The organism is Micromonospora wenchangensis (genome assembly GCF_002210435.1).
GTDB classification, from domain to species: domain Bacteria; phylum Actinomycetota; class Actinomycetes; order Mycobacteriales; family Micromonosporaceae; genus Micromonospora; species Micromonospora wenchangensis.
The window spans coordinates 80,615-100,122 of sequence record NZ_MZMV01000001.1 but is presented as its reverse complement, the minus strand read 5'-3'; the positions used below and the strand labels follow the sequence as shown (position 1 = coordinate 100,122).

Sequence of the window (19,508 nt, the reverse complement as noted above, 5' to 3'; positions counted from 1 at the left end):
GCCGGGCCCGCCGACCGGGGCCGGTTACCCTTCGGCCGTGACCCAACAGCAGGTGTGGCCCTGGCCGGCGGGCGCGGCGACCGGCATCGGTTCGCTGCCCGGCACCGACATCGCCGAGGCGCAACGGATCGTCCTGGGTGAACTGCCCACCCTGCCCCACCTGCCGGAGCTGCCCGCCCGGGGGCCGGGTGCCGACCTGGTCGGGCGTACCGGCGGGCTGCTCGTGGAGCTGCCGGTCGAGCTGTACGCCGCGCGCTGGCGGATCGCCCCCCGCCCCGGCCGGGACCTGCGCCGCGCCCGGGACCTGATGGAACGCGACCTCGACCAGCTCGCCGAGCAGGCCGAGGCGTACGCCGGGCCGGTGAAGGTGCAGGCGGCCGGGCCGTTCACCCTGGCCACGGCGGTGGAGCTGCCGATCGGCGGGCGGCTGCTGCGCGACCCGGGCGCGGTGCGGGAGCTGACCGCGTCCCTGGCCGAGGGGTTGCGGCTGCACGTCGAGGCGGTGGCCCGCCGGCTGCCCCGGGCGTCGGTGCTGCTCCAACTCGACGAGCCGTCGCTGCCGGCGGCGCTCGCCGGCCGCGTGCGCACCGAGAGCGGCCTGGGCACGTACCGGCCGGTCGACACCGCCGTCGCCCGTACCCTGCTCGGCGAGGTGATCACGGCGGTCGGGGTGCCGACGGTGGTGCACTGCTGCGCGCCGGACGTGCCGCTGGAGCTGATCCGTACCGCCGGGGCGGTCGGGGCGGCGCTGGATCTCGCCCTGCTCACCGACCTGGACCCGCTGGGCGAGGCGATCGACGCCGGCCTCGGCCTGCTGGCCGGGGTGGCACCGACCCTGCCACCGTCGGCCGGCGTCGCGCCGACCTCGGCGCAGCTCGCCGACCGGGTACGCGGGCTCTGGGACCGGCTCGGCTTTCCGCGCCGCCAACTCGCCGGACAGGTGGTGGTCACCCCCGCCTGCGGCCTGGCCGGAGCCACCCCCGGGTACGCCCGCGCGGTGCTCACCGCCTGCCGGGACGCCGGGCGGCGGCTGCACGAGGGGTGAGGTTTCCCGTCGTACCCGGTGGGCAGGATGACGGCCATGATTGGACAACTGCGTTCCGTGGCCATCGACTGCCCCGACCCCCGGGCGCTGGCCGCCTTCTACGCCGAGCTGCTCGGCCTGCCCCTGGCCGAGGAGGACTCCGACGGCAACGAGTGGGTGGTGCTCGGCGGCCCGGTCGGGCAGCAGCCCCGGCTCGCCTTCCAGCAGGCGACCGACCTGGTTCCCCCGGCCTGGCCCGATCCGGCGCGTCCGCAGCAGTTCCACCTCGACGTCACGGTCGACGACATCGAGGTGGCCGAGAAGGCGGCGCTCGCCCTGGGTGCCCGGCGGCTGCCCGGCGAGGGGGACGGCTTCCGGGTGTACGCCGACCCGGTGGGCCACCCGTTCTGCCTCTGCTGGGACTGACCATCCGGGGAGCACGCCGCCGCGTCGGGCGGGTCGGGCCACCGGTCCGCCCGACGTGCCGGGGTGGTGCCGGCGAGGCATGATCGGGTCCGTGATCGACTCCTCGCTGCGCCGTGCCTCCGGTTCGCTGTTCGGGCTCGCCTACGGCGACGCGCTCGGCAAGCCGACCGAGTTCCTCTCCGTCACCGAGATCCGCCGCCGCTACGGCCCGACCGGGCCACGGGAACTCGTCGGCGATCCGGTGCTGGTCACCGACGACACCCAGATGGCGCTCGCGGTCGCCTGGGCGCTGCACGACGCGCCGGAGCACACCGCCGGGGCGGTCGAGCCGCTGCTGCGGCGGCGCTTCCTGGACTGGGCGGCCAGCCCGGACAACAACCGGGCCCCGGGGATGACCTGCCTGCGGGCCTGCGGCGAGCTGGGCCGGGGGCTGCCCTGGCAGCAGGCCACGGTGGTCGACTCCAAGGGGTGCGGGGCGAACATGCGGGTCACCCCGGTCGGGCTGCTCGACGTCGACCCGGACACCCTGGCCGGGTTGTCCCAGCTCCAGGCCGGTCTCACCCACGGCCACCCGACCGGGCTGGCCGCCAGCGAACTGACCGCGTACGCGGTGCGGCTGCTGCGCGACGGCGTGCCGCCGGCACAACTGCCCGGCCTGCTGGCCGACCGGGCCCGCAGCCAGCGGGGCACCTACCGGGACGACTGGCTGGGTGACCTGTGGCAGCGCGCCGGCGCGGGCTCCCCGGCGCAGTTCAGCGCCGTCGGCTGGGACGAGTGCCTGTCGGCGCTGGACCGGTTGGCCGCCGCGCTGCGGCGGCCCGACGACGGCGACGACCCCTGCCGGCACACCGGTGAGGGCTGGATCGCCGAGGAGGCGCTGGCGACCGCGCTGCTGTGCGTGCTACGGCACCCGGACGACCCGGTGGCCGCGATCGGCCGGGGCGCGACCACCGCCGGGGACTCCGACTCGATCGCCGCGCTGGCCGGCGCGTTCCTCGGCGCGGCACACGGGATGTCCGGCTGGCCGGCCGACTGGGCCACCCGCATCGAGTACGCCGACCAGCTCGCCACCCTCGGCGCGACCTGGGACTGACCCGCCCGCCCGGCCGGATGCCGCCCGCCCAGCCGGCCGGATGCCGCGCCGTCGCGGTGCCGGCCGGGACGAACGGGGGTGCCCGGACGGCCGGGCCGGTGCGCTGCTCAGGCCGGGCTGCGCCGCCCGTGCAGGCGCTTCACCCGACGCCACAGGGCCGGGTCGCAGCTACCGGCCCGGCGGGAGAAGGCGTCGGCCGGGATACGCAGCGGCTCGGCGAGATCCAGCCAGCTGTCGTGGTCGGCGTCCGGGTCCCAGTCCCGGGTGGGGATCGGCACGTGGTCGTCCCGGCCGCTCTTGTCCTGGCTGGTGATCTTCAGAACCTCCGCGCCCCGGTCGTCGGCGCGGACCACCAGGCAGGGCCGGATCTTCGAGCCGGTGCCGTCGTGGAACGGCACGTCCGCCCACCAGATGTCACCCGGCCGGGGCGTACCGGTGGGGGTGCGGGGGCGGGGCGGCGCGGTCGGCCGGGCCCGGTCCCGGGGCGGGGTGCCCCGCTCCGGCCGGGTGCGCCCGCCGCCGCTCGACGGGCGGCCACCCCGGCGTCGCCACTCGTTCCACACCCAGCCGGCGGCGACCGCCAGGACGATCAGCAACCCCCACAGCAACCACTGCGGCATCGGTGTCCCCGCCTCCCTCCCGGGCGGCCACCGCCGCCGACGTGCGGCGATCGTCGCACGTCGCGGGGCCGGCCGCCCGTCGGGCGGGGTGGGGGGAGGCAGGGGAATGTCCTACCGGCCGGTTACCGTGCTCCCGTAGCGTGATCACGGGGGAGGTTCACACGGTGTCCGGAGGCGACAGGGTGTCGGAAGAAGAGATTCCCCAGCAGGTCAGCGCGGCCCAGGAGGCGGCGGCCGGCGGCGAGCCCACCCCCGAGGCCCGGGAGCGGCACGCCACGTTGAGTCAGGAGCTGACCGAACACCAGTACCGCTACTACGTCCTCGACGCGCCGACCATCACCGACGCCGAGTTCGACAGGCAGTTGCGGGAGCTGGAGGCGTTGGAGGCGGAGTACCCGGCGCTGCGCACCCCCGACTCGCCGACGCAGCGGGTCGGCGGCACCTTCTCCACCGACTTCACCCCGGTCACCCACGCCGAACGGATGCTCTCGCTGGACAACGCGTTCGCCGACGAGGAACTGGCCGCCTGGGCCGAACGGGTCGAGCGCGACGCCGGTGGCCCGGTGCCCTACCTGTGCGAGTTGAAGGTCGACGGCCTGGCCATCAACCTGACCTACGAGAAGGGCCGGCTGGTCCGCGCCGCCACCCGGGGCGACGGGCGCACCGGCGAGGACGTCACCGCCAACGTCCGCAGCATCCGCAGCGTGCCGGCCCGGCTCACCCCCTCCGACGAGTTCCCCGACATCCCGGAGCTGCTGGAGGTGCGGGGCGAGATCTACTTCCCGGTCGCCGGGTTCGCCGACCTCAACGCCAGCCTGGTCGAGCAGGGCAAGGCGCCGTTCGCCAACCCGCGTAACGCCGCCGCCGGCAGCCTGCGCCAGAAGGACCCCCGGATCACCGCGTCCCGGCCGCTGCGGCTGGTGGTGCACGGCACCGGCGCCCGCGCCGGCTTCCGGCCGGCCACCCAGTCCGAGTCGTACGCGGCGCTGCGGGCGTGGGGGCTGCCGACCAGCGACCGCTGGCGGGTGGTGCCCGACCTGGCCGGCGTGGCGGAGTACATCGCCCACTACGCCGAGCACCGGCACGACGTCGAGCACGAGATCGACGGGGTGGTGGTCAAGGTCGACCCGGTGCCCATCCAGGGTCGGCTCGGCTCGACCAGCCGGGCACCCCGCTGGGCGATCGCCTTCAAGTATCCGCCGGAGGAGGTCAACACCCGGCTGCTCGACATCGAGGTCGGCGTCGGGCGGACCGGCCGGATCACCCCGTACGCGGTGCTGGAGCCGGTGCACGTGGCCGGTTCGACGGTCGCCCAGGCCACCCTGCACAACGCCCGCGAGGTCGAACGCAAGGGGGTGCTGATCGGCGACACGGTGGTGCTGCGCAAGGCCGGCGACGTGATCCCCGAGGTGCTCGGCCCGGTGGTCGAGCTGCGTCCTGCCGACGCCCGCCCGTTCGTCATGCCCACCCACTGCCCGTCCTGCGGCACGGCGCTCGCCCCGGCCAAGGAGAGCGACGTCGACATCCGCTGCCCGAACACCCGTAGCTGCCCGGCGCAACTGCGGGAGCGGGTCTTCCACCTCGCCGGGCGGGGCGGGTTCGACATCGAGGTGCTCGGCTACAAGGGCGCCGCCGCGCTGCTGGACGCCGCGATCATCAGCGACGAGGGGGACCTGTTCGCCCTCGACGCCGCGCAGCTCGCCCGGTCGCCGTTCTTCGTCAACAAGGACGGCAGCCTCGGCACCAACGCCACCAAGCTGCTCGACAACCTCGCCGTGGCCCGGGAACGCGACCTGTGGCGGGTGCTGGTGGCGCTCTCCATCAGGCACGTCGGGCCGACCGCCGCGCAGGCCCTGGCCCGGCACTTCCGCTCGGTCGAGGCGATCGAGGCGGCCGCCGAGGAGGAGCTGTCCTCGGTCGACGGGGTCGGCCCGACCATCGCCGCCAGCATCAAGGAGTGGTTCGCCGTCGACTGGCACCGCGACGTGGTCCGCAAGTGGGCCGAGGCGGGCGTCCGGATGGCCGAGGAGGCGGTCGACGAGGGGCCCCGCCCGTTGGAGGGCGTCACCGTGGTGGTGACGGGCACGCTCGCCGGGTTCAGCCGGGACCAGGCGGCCGAGGCGATCCAGACCCGGGGCGGCAAGGTCACCGGATCGGTCTCCAAGAAGACCGGCTTCGTGGTGGTGGGTGACAACCCCGGTTCCAAGGCCGACAAGGCGGCCGGCCTCAAGGTGCCGGTGCTCGACGAGGACGGTTTCCGGGTGCTGCTCGACGCCGGCCCGGACGCGGCCCGAGAGGTGGCCCGGGTCGACGAGAGCTGACCGGCCGACCCACGCCGTCCCGCTGCACCCATAGGTGAATCTTGGCCCGTATACCAACTTAGTCACGACTACGACCGATTCGCGGCTGTCGTGCGGGTCCACCGACGCCCAGGGCGTTTCATGGTGGCAGGTGTACGGCCGGCGTACACCCTGATGGGCGTGCCCGGGAGGTGCGATGGAGACCGCCGACCCCCGCAACTCGTTCCCGGGTGGGCGGGAGGGGCCGTTCCTGGGTCTCGTCGCCGGGGTGATCGCCCTGGCCGCCCTGGCCTCCGTCGCGTCGCTTGTCGACCTCGTCGACCGGCCGGGGCTGCCGGCGGCGTTCTGGACGATGGCGGTGCTCGCGGTCGGCTGCGACGCCCGCCCCTTCGTGCCGTCCGGCCGCCGGCAGACCTCAGCGGTCTTCCCGTCCACCTGCTTCACCTTCGCCATCCTGCTCGGCTGGGGCCTCGGCCCGGCGGTGCTCGTGCAGGCCGTCGCGGTCGCCGTGTCCGGCGTCCGGCTGGGGCACGCCCCCTGGCGGACCACGTTCAACGCCGCCCAGTACGCCTGCGCGCTCGCCGCCGCCTACCTCGTGCTCCGGCTCGGGCCGGGCGGCCTGTTCGACGGCGACCGGTTGGGCTGGACCGACGTGCTCGCCGTCGGCGGGGCGACGGTCACCTGGTTCGTCGTCAACTACGGCCTGGTCAGCACCGCGCTGCGGCTGCGCTTCGGCGGCCGGTGGTGGCCGGCCGTCCGGCAGGGGCTGCCGTTCGAGCTGCTCTCCACCGGCTCGCTGCTGCTGCTCGCCCCCGTCCTGGTCACCGCCGCGCGGGCCAGCGCCGCGCTGATCCCGCTGGTGCTGGTGCCGCTGTTCGCGGTCTACCGGATGGCCCACCTCTCCGACGAACAGGTCCAACTCGCCGCGCTCGACCCGCTGACCGGCCTGCCCAACCGCAAGGCGCTGCTCGCCGAGGTGGCCGAGCAGGTGCACCGGCACGCCGAGCGGGTCGCCCGGGGTGAACCGGGGGCGCGGGTGGCGCTCCTGCTGATCGACCTGGACCGGTTCAAGAACGTCAACGACGCGCTCGGCCACGCCGTCGGCGACCGGCTGCTGGTCGAGGTGGGTGCCCGGCTCGCCGGGGTGGTCGGCGACCGGGACCTGCTGGCCCGGCTCGGCGGGGACGAGTTCGCCATCGTCGCCGGCGGGCTCGACGGCGTCGACGAGGCGCGTGAGCTGGCCGGCCGGGTGGTCGCCGCGCTGACCGAACCGGTGTCGCTGGACGGGCTGCCGCTGGACGTCGGGGGCTCGATCGGCATCGCGCTCTTCCCCGACCACGGCGAGGACTACGCCACCCTGATGCGCCACGCCGACGTCGCCATGTACGACGCGAAGCACCGCAACGACACCGTCGCCGTGTACGCGGCCGAGTCCGACCACAACTCCGCCGAGCGGTTGGGGCTCCTGGCCGACCTGCGGCGCGTACTGGAGAACCGGCCGGAGGCGGGGCGGACCGTGCGGGGCGGTGACGGCGCGGCGCTGCCACCCCGGCTGGCCCCCGACGACGGACCCGACCGTGCCCCGCGCCCCGGTGTCGACGCCGGACCGGGCCCCGCCAGCGGCACCCGCACCGGCAGCGGCACCCGCACCGGCAGCGGCATCCGCACGGGCGTCGGCGGCACCGGCCGGTGGTGGCTGCCCCGGCGACGCTCCCGACCGGCCCCGGCGCACCCCGACGAGCTGCTGAACCGCATCCTCACCGGCGCCGACCCGGTCCGCCGCCACGGTGCCGCCCCGGCGCACCTCCCACCCGCGCCGACCCCGGACACCGGGCCGGCGGCGACGCCTCCCGCCCCGGCGGCCGAGGTCGGCGAGATCACCATGTACTACCAACCGCAGGTCGCCATCGCCACCGGCGAGGTGGTCGGGGTGGAGGCGCTGCTGCGCTGGCGGCACCCGCGCCGGGGAATGGTCGACCCGGAGGAGCTGATCCGGGTCGCCGAGCAGAGCGCCGTGATGCGCCTGCTCACCTACCGGGTGATCGACGACGTGGTGGCGCAGTTGGCGAAGTGGTCGGCGGCCGGCACCACGCTGCGGGCGGCGCTCAACGTCAGCGTCCGCGACCTGCACACCGGGGAGATCGTCGACCGGATCGCCGACCGGCTCGCCGGCCACGGGGTACGTCCGGACCGGCTGCAACTGGAGATCACCGAGGGGGCGCTGATGGCCGACCCCCGGCGGGTGCTCGCCACCATCACCCGGCTGCACCAGCTCGGGGTGGCCATCTCGCTCGACGACTTCGGCACCGGCTACTCGTCGTTGCAGCACCTGCGCCGGCTGCCGCTGTCCGAGGTGAAGGTGGACCGGTCGTTCGTGCTGGGGATGGCCGGGGACGCCGACGACGCGGCGATAGTCAGGTCGACCATCGAGCTGGCCGGCGCGCTCGGCCTGCGGGTGGTGGCCGAGGGGGTGGAGGATGAGCGGACCTGGCGGCTGCTGTACGCGGCCGGCTGCGACGCCGCGCAGGGCTGGTTCTACGCCCGCCCGATGCCCGCCGAGGAGTTGACCGCCTGGCTGGCCCGGTACCGCCCGCTGAGCCCCGTCCCCAGCCCGGACGCCGAGATCCCCCGCCGGCACGCCCGCTGACCGTCGTCGGCACACCCCGAGGGGCGGGTGGACGGCCCCGGACCGGCCCGGCGGCCCGGCGGCAGGGGGAGTCGGAGGCGTCGGGTCCGGCGCAGGACAATAGACTCGCTCCGGTCACCGCGCGTCATCCCGTCGACGCCGCGGCCGGCCCACCCGCACGCAGCAGCACAGCCACGAAGGGGGCACCGATGGCCGCCATCTCCCGCGAGGAGGTCGCGCACCTCGCGCGACTGTCGCGGCTCGCCGTCACCGAGGAGGAGCTGGACACCTTCGCCGGTCAACTCGACGTGATCCTCCAGTCGGTCGCGCAGGTCGGCGAGGTCACGGCGGCGGACATCCCGCCGACCTCCCACTCGGTGCCGCTGACCAACGTGCTCCGCGACGACGTGGTGGTGCCCGGACTGACCCCGCAGGAGGCGCTGTCGGGTGCCCCCGACGTCGCCGAGCAGCGGTTCCGCGTCCCGCGCATCCTGGACGAGGACGTGGCGTCGTGAGCGGACGTGTGGTTGACACCGGGCACGACAGGCGAACCATCGAGCCCAGTGCGCCGGCTGCCCGGGGTACCGGTGAGCGGAGCGAGGCGACGGCATGACCGACCTGACCAGAATGACCGCGACCGACCTGGCCGGGCTGGTGGCCTCGGGGGAGACCTCCGCCGTCGAGGTGACCCGGGCCCACCTGGACCGGATCGCCGCCGTCGACGACCGGGTGCACGCGTTCCTGCACGTCGACACCGAGGGGGCGCTGGCCGCCGCCCGCGCCGTCGACGAGCGCCGGGCCGCCGGTGAGCAGCTCGGACCGCTGGCCGGGGTACCGGTGGCGGTGAAGGACGTGCTCACCACGAAGGGCGTGCCGACCACCGTTGGCTCCAAGATCCTCGAAGGCTGGCGGCCACCGTACGACGCGACGATCGTGCAGCGGCTGCGCGCGGCCGGCACGGTGATGCTCGGCAAGACCAACATGGACGAGTTCGCGATGGGCTCCTCCACCGAATACTCGGCGTACGGCCCGACCCACAACCCGTGGGACACCGACCGGATCCCGGGCGGCTCGGGTGGGGGCAGTGCCGCCGCGCTGGCCGCGTACGAGGCCCCGCTGGCCATCGGCTCCGACACCGGCGGCTCGATCCGTCAGCCCGGCGCGGTCACCGGCACCGTCGGCGCGAAGCCCACCTACGGTGGCACCTCCCGGTACGGCCTGGTCGCGTTCTCCTCCTCGCTGGACACCCCCGGCCCGTGCGCCCGCACGGTGCTCGACGCGGCGCTGCTGCACCAGGTCATCGGCGGGCACGACCCGCGCGACTCCACCTCCATCCCGCAGCCGGTGCCGGACGTGGTGGCCGCCGCGAAGCTCGGTGCGACGGGCGACCTGACCGGGGTGCGGCTCGGCATCGTCAGGGAGTTCACCGGTGAGGGCGCGGAGCCGGGCGTGATGGCCGCGTTCCGCGAGTCGGTGGACACCCTGGCCAAGCTGGGCGCGGAGATCGTCGAGGTGTCCTGCCCGCACTTCCGGTACGCGCTGCCGGCGTACTACCTGATCGCGCCCAGCGAGTGCTCCTCCAACCTGGCCCGGTTCGACGGGGTCCGGTTCGGGCTGCGGGTCGGCGACGACGGCAACCGGTCGCTGGAGGAGGTCATGTCGCTGACCCGGGAGGCCGGGTTCGGCGCCGAGGTCAAGCGGCGGATCATGGTCGGCACGTACGCGCTCTCGTCGGGCTACTACGACGCCTACTACGGGCAGGCGCAGAAGGTCCGTACCCTGATCACCCGGGACTTCACCTCGGCGTTCGAGCAGGTCGACGCGCTGATCTCGCCCACCACGCCGTTCGTGGCGTTCCCGATCGGGGCGCGCACCGCCGACCCGTACCAGATGTACCTGGCGGACCTGTTCACCATCCCGACGAACCTGTACGGCGGGCCGGGCATCTCGGTGCCGTGCGGCCTGTCCGAGGGGCTGCCCGTCGGTCTGCAGGTGATGGCCCCGACGATGGCCGACGACCGGATGTACCGGGTCGCCGCCGCGCTGGAGTCCGTGGTCGGCACGTTCACCCCACCGGCACTGTGAGGCTGGAGTTCAGATGACGACGACACTGCCCGCGTACGACGAGGTCGTTGCGCGGTACGAGCCGGTGATCGGCCTGGAGACCCACGTCGAGCTGGGCACGAACACCAAGATGTTCTGCGGCTGCCCGACCGACTTCGGCGGCGAGCCGAACACCCGGGTCTGCCCGGTGTGCCTGGGCCTGCCCGGCTCGCTGCCGGTGGCCAACAAGGCGGCGATCGAGGCGACCATCCGGATCGGCCTGGCGCTGAACTGCTCCATCGCGCAGTGGTGCCGGTTCGCCCGGAAGAACTACTTCTACCCGGACATGCCGAAGGACTTCCAGATCAGCCAGTACGACGAGCCGCTGTGCTCCGACGGCTACCTGGACGTCGAGGTCGACGGCGAGCTGGTGCGTATCGGCATCGAGCGGGTGCACCTGGAGGAGGACACCGGCAAGACGCTGCACGTCGGCGGGGCCACCGGCCGTATCCACGGTGCGACCGAGTCGCTCGTCGACTACAACCGGGCCGGCATCCCGCTGGTCGAGATCGTCACCAAGCCGGTCCCCGGCACCGGCGCGCTCGCCCCCGAGGTCGCCAAGGCGTACGTGACCGAGTTGCGCGACGTGCTGCGTTCGCTGGGCGTGTCCGACGTCCGGATGGAGGAGGGGTCGCTGCGGTGCGACGTCAACACCTCCCTCAACCTGCCGGGCGAGGAGTGGGGCACCCGTACCGAGACCAAGAACGTCAACTCGTTGCGGTCGGTGGAGCGGGCGGTCCGTTCGGAGATCCTGCGCCAGGCGTCGGTGCTGGACGCGGGCGGCCGGATCACCCAGGAGACCCGGCACTTCCACGAGGACACCGGGGACACCACGCCGGGCCGGTCCAAGGAGACCGCCACCGACTACCGGTACTTCCCGGAGCCGGATCTGGTGCCGCTCGCCCCGGACACCGCCTGGGTGGCCGAGCTGAAGGCGGCCCTGCCGGAGCTGCCCCGGCTGCACCGTCGCCGGCTCCAGGAGCAGTGGGGCCTGTCCGACCTCGACATGCAGTCGGTGCTCAACGCCGGTGCCGTCGAGCTGATCGAGGCGACCGTGGCGGCCGGGACCACCCCGGCGGCGGCCCGCAAGTGGTGGCTGGGTGAGCTGTCCCGCCGGGCCAACGAGACCGGCACGGAGCTGGCCGACATCGGAGCCACCCCGGCGCAGGTCGCCGAACTTCAGGGGCTGGTCGACGCGGGCAAGCTCAACGACAAGCTGGCCCGTACCGTGCTGGAGGGCGTGGTGGCCGGCGAGGGTTCGCCGACCGAGATCATGACCAACCGGGGTCTGGAGGTGGTCTCCGACACCGGCGCGCTCACCGCCGCCGTGGACGAGGCGATCGCCGCCAACCCGGGCATCGCCGACAAGATCCGCAGCGGCAAGGTCGCCGCCGCCGGTGCGCTGGTCGGCGCGGTGATGAAGGCCACCCGTGGCCAGGCCGACGCCAAGACCGTCCGTGACCTGGTCCTGGAGCGCCTCGGCGTGCAGGGCTGACCGCGCGGGCCGGAAGCCGGAGCTTCCCGCCCGCGACCCGCGAGGGCCGCCGTCGTGACCCGACGGTGGCCCTCACCCCTTCCCCGGGGTACGCGCGCGACCCGCGCCACCCCTCCCACCGAGGGCGTCAACGGCGACGCCCGGATGGAGTTCCCGTGAACGAGCACGACCTCGACGTCCTCGACGAGATCCAGCGACGGGTGCTGTGGCTCGCCACCCGGATCGTGGACGCGGCCAACCACGACCGGGACACCGGCGACGGGGTGAAGGTCGGTGGGCACCAGGCGTCCAGCGCCTCCCTGGTCACCGCGATGACCGCGCTGTGGTTCGCGCACCTGGACGCCGAGGACCGGGTGGCGGTCAAGCCGCACGCCTCACCGGTGTTCCACGCCATCCAGTACCTGCTGGGCAACCTGGACCGGTCGTACCTGCCCCGGTTGCGGGCGAGGGGCGGCCTGCAGTCGTACCCGTCGCGGACGAAGGACCCGGACGCGGTGGACTTCTCCACCGGCTCCGTCGGGCTGGGCGCGGCGGCCCCGCTGTTCGCCGCGGTCACCCGCCGCTACGTCGACGCCCACTTCGGGGCCCGCCAGCACTCCCGGTTCGTCGCGTTGATGGGTGACGCCGAACTGGACGAGGGGAACATCTGGGAGGCGGTCGCCGACCCGGCCACCACCGGCCTGGGCAACGTGATGTGGCTCGTCGACTTCAACCGGCAGTCGCTGGACCGGGTGGTGCCCGGGATCCGGATCGACCAGTGGCGTGGGCAGTTCGAGGCCGCCGGCTGGCACGTCGTCGAGGTCAAGTACGGCCGCCGGCTCGCGCAGGCGTACGCCCGGCCGGGCGGGACGGCACTGCGCGACTGGATCGACCTGATGCCCAACGAGCAGTACCAGTCGCTGTTCGGGCTGACCGGGCCGGCGCTGCGCCGGCAGTTCCTGGACGGCGCGCCGGACGGCATCGCCGGGTTCATCGCCGACCTCACCGACGAGGAGTTGGCCCCGCTCGTCACCGACCTGGGCGGGCACGACCTGGCGGCGATGCTCGACGCGTACGCCCAGTGCGACGCGGTGACCGACCGGCCCAGCGTCGTCTTCGCGTACACCGTCAAGGGGTGGGGGTTGCCGATCGCCGGCAACCCGCGCAACCATTCCGCGTTGCTGTCCACCGCGCAGGTCGACGCGCTGCGGGCGGAGCACGGCCTGACCACCGCGACCGAGTGGGACCGGCTCGACCCGGCGAGCCCGGCCGGCATCCGGGCCGGCGAGCGCCGCGAGGCGCTGGCCCGCGCGCCCCGGCCCCGGTCGCTCGGGGTCACCGTCCCGGAGAGCACCGGGGTACGCACGCAGAAGCCGGTCTCCACCCAGGAGGTCTTCGGGCGGGTGCTGGTGGAGCTGGCCCGGGACCCGCAGGTGGCGCCCTACCTGGTCACCACCGCGCCGGACGTGGCGACCTCCACCAACCTGGCCGGGTTCATCAACCGGACCGGGGTGTTCGCCCCGACCGAGCGGCGGTCCTGGTCGCAGGACCGGATGCTGCGCTGGACGGAGAGCCCCGCCGGGCAGCACATCGAGCTGGGCATCTCCGAGATGAACCTGTTCCTGCTGCTGGGCCAGCTCGGCCTGTCCTGGGACCTGTCCGGGCAGCCGCTGCTGCCGGTCGGCACCGTCTACGACCCGTTCGTGCTGCGCGGGCTGGACGCGTTCCTCTACGGCACCTACTCGGGTTCCCGGTTCGTGGTGGCCGGCACCCCGTCGGGGGTCACCCTCGCCCCGGAGGGCGGCGCCCACCAGTCCACCATCACCGCCTCCGTCGGCCTGGAACTGCCCGGCGTCACCCTCTGCGAGCCGGCCTACGCGACCAGCCTCGACTGGCTGCTCTGCGACGCGCTCGGGCAGATCGCGCAGGGTGCCGCGCCGGCCGCCACCGCCGCGCCGGCCGAGGACGGGGCGTACTACTTCCGGTTGAGCACCCGTCCGCTGGACCAGACGCCGTTCGAGGCGGCCCGGGTCCGCCTCGGTGACGCGGTGCTGCGCCGGCAGGTGGTCGCCGGGGCGTACCGGCTGGTGGACGCGCACCAGGCGCACCCGCAGCTGGCCGACGCGCCGGTGGTGACCCTGGCCGCCTCCGGGGCGGTGCTGCCGGAGACGCTGGCTGCCGCCGCCGAGTTGGCGGAGGAGGGCATCGCCGCGCACGTGGTCGACGTGACCAGCCTGGACCGGCTCTACCGGGCCTGGCAGCGCACCCTGCGCCAGGGCGTCCGTACGGCGACCGTGCCGAGCGTGCCGGGGGCGTTACGGGCCGCGTTCGGGGACCGTACGCCGCTGGTGACCGTGCACGACGCCGCCTCGCACGCGATGGCCTGGCTCGGCTCGGCGCTCGGGGTGCCGGCGGTGCCGCTGGGGGTGGACGAGTTCGGCCAGTCCGGCAGCGTCCGTGAGCTGTACGAGTTGCACGACCTGCTTCCCGGCAGCATCGTCAACGCCGCCCTGGCCGCCCTGTCGCTGCGCTGACCGCACCCCGCCCTGACCGCGTCCTGTGCCGGCCTGGCCTGGTCCGGTTCCGTGCGGCCGTTGCGGCGGACGATTACATTCCGTGCTTGTGCGGCTGATGCCGACTGTGGTCACGCTCGGTGACATGAGTGGTGACCCCGGAGTGGTAGGTCCGCATCCTTTGCTCTGCTGCCATCAAGGCGACAATCCCTTGAACAGGGGTGATGGGAGAAGCGACCGAGCGGGTGGGTGGCGGCCTCCATCACGGTAAGCCACTGTCGCCGTGAGGGCAGCAGAGCAAAGTCTCCGAGTGCGGGTAGGTGGGCCTCGCCCGGGAATCACTTTCGGTGACTTTGGTCTAGGTGGGTGCCGTGGCGTGGGGCGTCCGCGCAGCAGTACCCGGGCGGCTGGGGGCACGGCCCGCCCGCCCGCCGGCCGCCGTGGGCGGCGCGTCGCTGCGGGCGGGCCTGCCGTTGGTGGGTCAGCTGGTCGGGCTGGGGGTCGGCGAGGTGGGGGTCGGGCCGGTCCCGGAGGGGGACGGGGACTCCGAGCCGCCCCTGGTCGGGGTGGGGGTGACCGGGACATCGGCGCCCTTCGCCGGATCGCGGATCACGTGCCGCTCCAGGTTCACCTGGGCCTGCCCGGTGCCACCGACGGTGATGTCGTCGTAGGCCTGGAGCAGCTTCTGCTGGTCGAAGTAGAGCACCGTCATCGACAGCGGGGTGGGCTTCTCGCCCTCCAGGCCGCGCAGCCCGGCACCACCGGTCGAGCCCTCCACCATCAGTTGGGTCGGCTGCTGGCCGTCCACCTGCGGCAGCTTGGAGATCTGCCGGGCGTGGGTGTGCCCGGCCAGCACCAGCGGGCAGGTGCCCGAGAGCGGGCCGGCCGAGGCCGGGTCGTGCACCAGCGCGATGTTCACCGGTCGCGGCGAGTCGCGGACCGTGGTGGCGAGCGTCTCGCCGGCCCCGATCACCTGGTTGGCGACCTGCGCGGTGAGCCCGCTGCCGGCCGGCGAGGTCTCCTTGTCCGGGGTGAACCGGGGGTCGCCGATGCCGGCGATGGTCAGCCCGGCGACGGTGGTGGTCGAGTTGTTCAGCACGACCGCGTTCGGCTGCCGGGCCACCGCCGCCGCCGTCCGGGGCGAGTCGTGGTTGCCCCGGATGTAGACGTACGGCTTCTTGAGCAGCCCGATCGAGCCGACGTACGACGCCTCGGGCTCGCTGCCCCAGTCGGTCAGGTCACCGGTGTCGATCACCACGTCGATGCCGAACTGTTCGACCACGGTGCGGATCAGCTGCCAGCCCGTCGGGTTGAGGTGCATGTCGGACACGTGCAGCACCCGGGTGGTGCCCGGCGCCGGTTCGTACACCGGCAGCGCCGAGACGGTGGTGTAGAGCTGGCTGACGTTGCCGACCAGCCGCTGCAACTGCTCGGCGTAGCGGCTGTAGTCGTTGGCGATCCGCCGCGCGTCACCGACGATCGCCGGGGCGTTGACCAACAGGCCCTCGTAGCGGGGTTCCTCGATGGCCTGCGGGCGGAGGGTACCGGCCGCCAGGCCGAGGCTGCCGGCGGTGACCACCAGCGCCACCCCGCCGGCCCAGGCGGTCCGCCGGGTGTCCCGGAAGACCAGCGCGGCCAGCAGCAGGGTGACCAGCACGGCCGCCCCGAGGGTACGTAGACCCAACCGCAGCACCCCGTTGCGGACGTCGGTCACCGCCGACTGGCTGGCCCGGCTGATGCTGGCCGGGTCGTCGATCAACGCCTCGGTCTTGCGCTGGTCCAGCGCGCCGAGCCCGACCGTCAGATGGGTGGGGCCCTGGTGGCTGTCGAGTTGGAGCGCGCCCAGCGGGGGGATGTCGACGGTGGTGCCGCCCCGCACCGCCGGGGCGAGGGTCAGGTCGGCGCGGAACGGGCCGATGTCGGTGCTGACCCGGCCACCGGCGAACACCCCGACGACCGTTCCGGTCAGGGCGACCAGCAGCACCGCCAGCACCACGCCGACCCGTCGGGCCCGGGTCGACCGCAGGGCCGACCACCAGGTCCGCCAGCGTCGCTCACGCCGGGCGGGGAGGTCCGTCTTCCCTGGCCCGCGTTGCTCGTTCTCCTGACCGCCCATGATGAGATTCTGACCTGCCCCGTGAAAGATCTTGGCAAACCCGCCGGACCGACGGCCGATCCGCCCGGTACCTGCCCGGCTGTCCGGCCCGTCGGCGTGTCGATCAGCTCCGACCGGCCCCGCCGTCGGCGAAGACCAGCCGCAGCAGCCGGTCGTCCTCAGGCACCGGCTGACCCCGCCCGTCGTGGTTGGAGGTGGAGACCCAGAGCGAACCGTCCGGGGCGGCGGCGACCGCCCGCAACCGACCGTACTTCTCGGTGAGCAGTTCCCGGGGTGCGCCGAGCACGGTGCCGGCGTCGGTCAGCTCCAGCAGCCAGAGCCGCTCGCCGCGCAGGCACGCGGCGGCCAGCAGCCGCCCCGTGGCCGCCAGCCCCGAGCAGGACGCCTCGTCGGTGCCCCACTGCACGATGGGATCGACGAATCTGCCGTCGCCGGCCTGCCCCTCCAACGTCGGCCAGCCGTAGTTCGCGCCCTTGTCGATCTTGTTGATCTCGTCCCAGGTGTTCTGCCCGAACTCGGTGGCGTACATCCGCTTCCCGGCGTCCCAGGCCAGGCCCTGCACGTTGCGGTGCCCCAGCGACCAGACCGGCGAGCCGGGGAACGGGTTGCCCGCCGCCGGCTTGCCGTCCGGGGTGATCCGCAGGATCTTGCCGGCCAGGCTGGCCCGGTCCTGGGCGGCGTCCCGGTCACCGGCGTCGCCGGTGCTGACGTAGAGCTGCCCGTCCGGGCCGAACGCCAGCCCGCCGCCGTTGTGGTTGCCGGACTTCGGGATGCCGGTCAGCACCGGCGTGGGGGTGCCGCCCAACGTCAACCGGGCCACCCGGTTGTCCTGCTCGGTGGTGTAGTAGACGAAGACCGTCCGGTCCTGCGCGTACGCCGGGGAGACGGCGATGCCGAGCAGGCCCGCCTCGCCGGACGCGGCCACCCCCGGCACGGTCTGCGCCGGGGTGACGGTCAACCCCTGCGGCCCCGACTCCGGCCCGACCTTGAGGATCCTGCCGCTGTCCCGCTCGGTGACCAGCGCCGCCCCGTCGGGCAGGAAGGCGATGCCCCACGGCACCCGCAGCCCCTTCGCCAGCACCGTGGCCACCACCTGCTGCCCGGGGGCGTCCGCCGACGCCGACGGGGTCGGCAGGTTGGGGGGCTCACCGGCCGGATCGGGCTCCGGCGGGCCGAAACTGCACCCGGTCAGCAGCAGCGCGGCACCGGAGGCCGCCAGGGCCGCGCGGACCCGGACGGTGCGGGGGTACGGGAGACGGGCGCTCACCCGCCCCAGCCTAGCCCGCGAATCCCGGTCGGCCGGGCCACCGGGGACGGCGCACCGGCCGGTGACCGCCTCAGCGGGCCCGCAGGGCCAGCAGCGCCACGTCGTCCTCGCGCCGGTGACCGGTGCCGAGCAGCAGGTCACACAGGTCGGCGGCGGGCCGGACGCCGGCGGCGGCGACCCGCGCGCACAACTGGGCCATCCCCTCGTCGATCGACTGGTCCCGTCGCTCCACCAGCCCGTCGGTGTAGAGCAGCAGGGTGTCCCCGGGGGCGAGCAGCACCTCCGCCCCGGTGCGCGGGGTCGGCCGGGTCAACCCCAGCAACGGCTCCCGCCGGCCGTCGAGCAGCCGTACCGTGCCGTCGGCGGTGACCAGCAGCGGTGCGGGATGGCCGGCGTTGCACCAGGTGACCGCCACCCCGCCCGCGACCTGCCGCAGCCGGGCCAGCACCGCCGTGGCGGCGGTCGGGATGCACAACCCCGAGATGGTGGCGTCCAACCGCCGCATCAGCTCCTCGACCGGGTCGTCCCGGCCGAACGCGTTGCCCCGTACCAGGTTGCGCAACTGCCCCATGGTCGCGGCGGCCTCGATGTCGTGGCCGGCGACGTCGCCGATCGCCGCGACCAGGTCGCCGTCGGGCTGGACGAAGGCGTCGTACCAGTCGCCGCCCACCTCCACCCGGTCGGCGGCCGGCTGGTAGCGGGCCGCCAGCTCCACCCACGGGCTCTGCGGCAACTCCGGCAGCATGCTGTGTTGCAGCACCTCGGCGACGTGCCGCTGCTCGCCGTAGATCCAGCCGTTGCCGACCGCCTGCCCGGCGCGGCGGCCGATCTCCAGCGCGGTGCCCAGGTCGTCGTCGTCGAAGGCCCGCCGGTCGGGCCCGTTGACCAGGGTCACCGCGCCCATCACCGTGCCCCGGCCGGGGGCCGGCACCGGCACGGTCAGGTGCGAGGCGAAGCCCAGCCGTTCGGCGAGAGCCACCAGTTCCGGGGCGTCGCTGGCCCGCCGGACGTCGTCCAGGTCGGCCACGCCGCGCAGCACCGGCTGGCCCGTCCGCAGCACCGTCCGGGTGACCGAGGCGGGGCCGAGCCGGCGCAGCGCCACCTCGCCGAACCGGGTGATGTCGGCGGCGCGGGCCGGGTCGCGGTGCACGGCGGTCACCCAGCGGGGCGTGCCGCCCTGGTCGATCAGGGTCACCATGGCCCAGTCGGCCAGCCGGGGCACCACCGCGTCGGCCAGCCGCCCCACCGCCGTCTCCACGTCGAGCGTCCCGGTCAGCTCCTCGCTCAGCGAGGCGAGCAGGTTGAGCCGTTCGTGGGCCTGCTCGACCAGCCGGCGGGCCGCCTCGGCGGCGTCCAGCGCGATCCGCAGCCGCAGCTCCGACGAGCAGGCCGCCGCCAGGTCGGCGAGCGTGCGTAGCTGCGCCTTCGTCCAGGCCCGGGGCTTGCTGTCGATCGCGCACAGCGAGCCGAGCACCCGGCCGTCCAGGTCGGTCAGGGGCATCCCGGCGTACGCGACGACGCCCAGTTCCGGCACGGCCAGGTTGTCCCGCACCCGGGGGTAGAGCCGGGCGTCCGGCAGCACCAGCGGGATCTCGGTGTCGATCACGTGCTGGCAGAACGAGTGGCTCAGCGGGGTCTGCCGGCGGGCGGCCCACGGCTCGGGCAGCCCGACCGCGCCGGGAAAGAACTGCCGGGTCTCGGTGACCAGCGAGACCAGCGCCACCGGCACGTCGAGCAGGTCGCTGACCAGCCGGGCGAACCGGTCGAACGCCTCGTCCGGCGCGGCGTCCAGGCCGGTCTCGGTCAGCGAGCGCAGCCGGGCCGGGTCGGCCAGCGCGGCGATGTCCGTGTCCGGCCGTACGGTGCGTTCGGTCATCGACCACCTGTCTGCCGTGATGGGGAGGACACCGTTCGGCGTTCCGACCCCCGGTTATACCCGTCCCGCC

The 19,508-nt window shown here is 74.3% G+C and carries 13 protein-coding genes; 9 read left to right on the top strand and 4 right to left on the bottom strand.

All coding sequences use genetic code 11. From position 1 onward, the window contains the following. Positions 1-37 precede the first annotated feature (37 nt). From B5D80_RS00360 to B5D80_RS00350, 3 genes are all read left to right on the top strand, one after another. Positions 38-1,045 carry a methionine synthase gene (locus tag B5D80_RS00360; RefSeq protein ID WP_088641704.1) on the top strand — a complete coding sequence of 336 codons (1,008 nt, stop codon included), beginning with the start codon at positions 38-40 and terminating at the stop codon, positions 1,043-1,045. A 36-nt stretch (positions 1,046-1,081) separates the two neighbouring features. Next, a complete protein-coding gene (locus B5D80_RS00355) occupies positions 1,082-1,450 on the top strand; it encodes a VOC family protein (protein WP_211291337.1) in 369 nt (122 codons plus the stop codon). Positions 1,451-1,529: 79 nt separating this feature from the next. Further along, positions 1,530-2,543 (top strand): ADP-ribosylglycohydrolase family protein, encoded by a 1,014-nt coding sequence (locus B5D80_RS00350; protein ID WP_088641702.1) that lies wholly within the window; start codon positions 1,530-1,532, stop codon positions 2,541-2,543. A 107-nt stretch (positions 2,544-2,650) separates the two neighbouring features. Here B5D80_RS00350 and B5D80_RS00345 read toward each other — a convergent pair whose 3' ends face one another. Next, the gene (locus tag B5D80_RS00345) at positions 2,651-3,163 is read right to left on the bottom strand and encodes a type II toxin-antitoxin system PemK/MazF family toxin (protein WP_088641701.1); all 513 of its coding nucleotides are present in this window, start codon (positions 3,161-3,163) and stop codon (positions 2,651-2,653) included. Positions 3,164-3,345: 182 nt separating this feature from the next. On the opposite strand from B5D80_RS00345, the gene ligA reads away from it, so the two are divergent. From ligA to B5D80_RS00315, 6 genes are all read left to right on the top strand, one after another. After that, the gene (ligA, locus tag B5D80_RS00340; RefSeq protein ID WP_088641700.1) at positions 3,346-5,484 is read left to right on the top strand and encodes an NAD-dependent DNA ligase LigA; all 2,139 of its coding nucleotides are present in this window, start codon (positions 3,346-3,348) and stop codon (positions 5,482-5,484) included. Positions 5,485-5,659: 175 nt separating this feature from the next. Beyond that, positions 5,660-8,110, top strand: a complete 2,451-nt coding sequence (locus tag B5D80_RS00335) for a putative bifunctional diguanylate cyclase/phosphodiesterase (RefSeq protein ID WP_088641699.1) — start codon at positions 5,660-5,662, stop codon at positions 8,108-8,110. 188 nt (positions 8,111-8,298) lie between these two features. Then, positions 8,299-8,604, top strand: a complete 306-nt coding sequence (gene gatC / locus B5D80_RS00330) for an Asp-tRNA(Asn)/Glu-tRNA(Gln) amidotransferase subunit GatC (RefSeq protein ID WP_088641698.1) — start codon at positions 8,299-8,301, stop codon at positions 8,602-8,604. 94 nt (positions 8,605-8,698) lie between these two features. Continuing rightward, on the top strand, positions 8,699-10,174 hold the full coding sequence (gene gatA, locus B5D80_RS00325) for an Asp-tRNA(Asn)/Glu-tRNA(Gln) amidotransferase subunit GatA (protein ID WP_088641697.1): 1,476 nt from the start codon (positions 8,699-8,701) through the stop codon (positions 10,172-10,174). A gap of 13 nt (positions 10,175-10,187) precedes the next feature. After that, entirely contained in the window at positions 10,188-11,687 is a 1,500-nt protein-coding gene (gene gatB, locus B5D80_RS00320) for an Asp-tRNA(Asn)/Glu-tRNA(Gln) amidotransferase subunit GatB (protein WP_088641696.1), read from the top strand. Positions 11,688-11,842: 155 nt separating this feature from the next. Further along, positions 11,843-14,200 (top strand): transketolase-like TK C-terminal-containing protein, encoded by a 2,358-nt coding sequence (locus B5D80_RS00315; RefSeq protein WP_088641695.1) that lies wholly within the window; start codon positions 11,843-11,845, stop codon positions 14,198-14,200. 460 nt (positions 14,201-14,660) lie between these two features. On the opposite strand, the gene B5D80_RS00310 is transcribed toward B5D80_RS00315, so the two are convergent. The 3 genes from B5D80_RS00310 to B5D80_RS00300 form a co-directional block, all read right to left on the bottom strand. Further along, the gene (locus B5D80_RS00310) at positions 14,661-16,295 is read right to left on the bottom strand and encodes a metallophosphoesterase (protein WP_088641694.1); all 1,635 of its coding nucleotides are present in this window, start codon (positions 16,293-16,295) and stop codon (positions 14,661-14,663) included. A 103-nt stretch (positions 16,296-16,398) separates the two neighbouring features. Further along, on the bottom strand, positions 16,399-17,562 hold the full coding sequence (locus B5D80_RS00305; RefSeq protein WP_088641693.1) for a PQQ-dependent sugar dehydrogenase: 1,164 nt from the start codon (positions 17,560-17,562) through the stop codon (positions 16,399-16,401). Between the two features lie 70 nt (positions 17,563-17,632). After that, positions 17,633-19,438 carry a GAF domain-containing SpoIIE family protein phosphatase gene (locus B5D80_RS00300; protein ID WP_088641692.1) on the bottom strand — a complete coding sequence of 602 codons (1,806 nt, stop codon included), beginning with the start codon at positions 19,436-19,438 and terminating at the stop codon, positions 17,633-17,635. Positions 19,439-19,508: the final 70 nt, after the last annotated feature.

Excerpts from the sequence above, each read along its gene's own strand:
- B5D80_RS00335 (WP_088641699.1), top strand. The coding sequence starts at position 5,660 with ATGGAGACCGCCGACCCCCGCAACTCGTTCCCGGGTGGGCGGGAGGGG.
- gatB (WP_088641696.1), top strand. The coding sequence starts at position 10,188 with ATGACGACGACACTGCCCGCGTACGACGAGGTCGTTGCGCGGTACGAG.
- gatA (WP_088641697.1), top strand. The coding sequence starts at position 8,699 with ATGACCGACCTGACCAGAATGACCGCGACCGACCTGGCCGGGCTGGTG.
- B5D80_RS00350 (WP_088641702.1), top strand. The coding sequence starts at position 1,530 with ATGATCGGGTCCGTGATCGACTCCTCGCTGCGCCGTGCCTCCGGTTCG.
- B5D80_RS00300 (WP_088641692.1), bottom strand. The coding sequence starts at position 19,438 with ATGACCGAACGCACCGTACGGCCGGACACGGACATCGCCGCGCTGGCC.
- B5D80_RS00345 (WP_088641701.1), bottom strand. The coding sequence starts at position 3,163 with ATGCCGCAGTGGTTGCTGTGGGGGTTGCTGATCGTCCTGGCGGTCGCC.
- gatC (WP_088641698.1), top strand. The coding sequence starts at position 8,299 with ATGGCCGCCATCTCCCGCGAGGAGGTCGCGCACCTCGCGCGACTGTCG.
- B5D80_RS00310 (WP_088641694.1), bottom strand. The coding sequence starts at position 16,295 with ATGGGCGGTCAGGAGAACGAGCAACGCGGGCCAGGGAAGACGGACCTC.
- B5D80_RS00355 (WP_211291337.1), top strand. The coding sequence starts at position 1,082 with ATGATTGGACAACTGCGTTCCGTGGCCATCGACTGCCCCGACCCCCGG.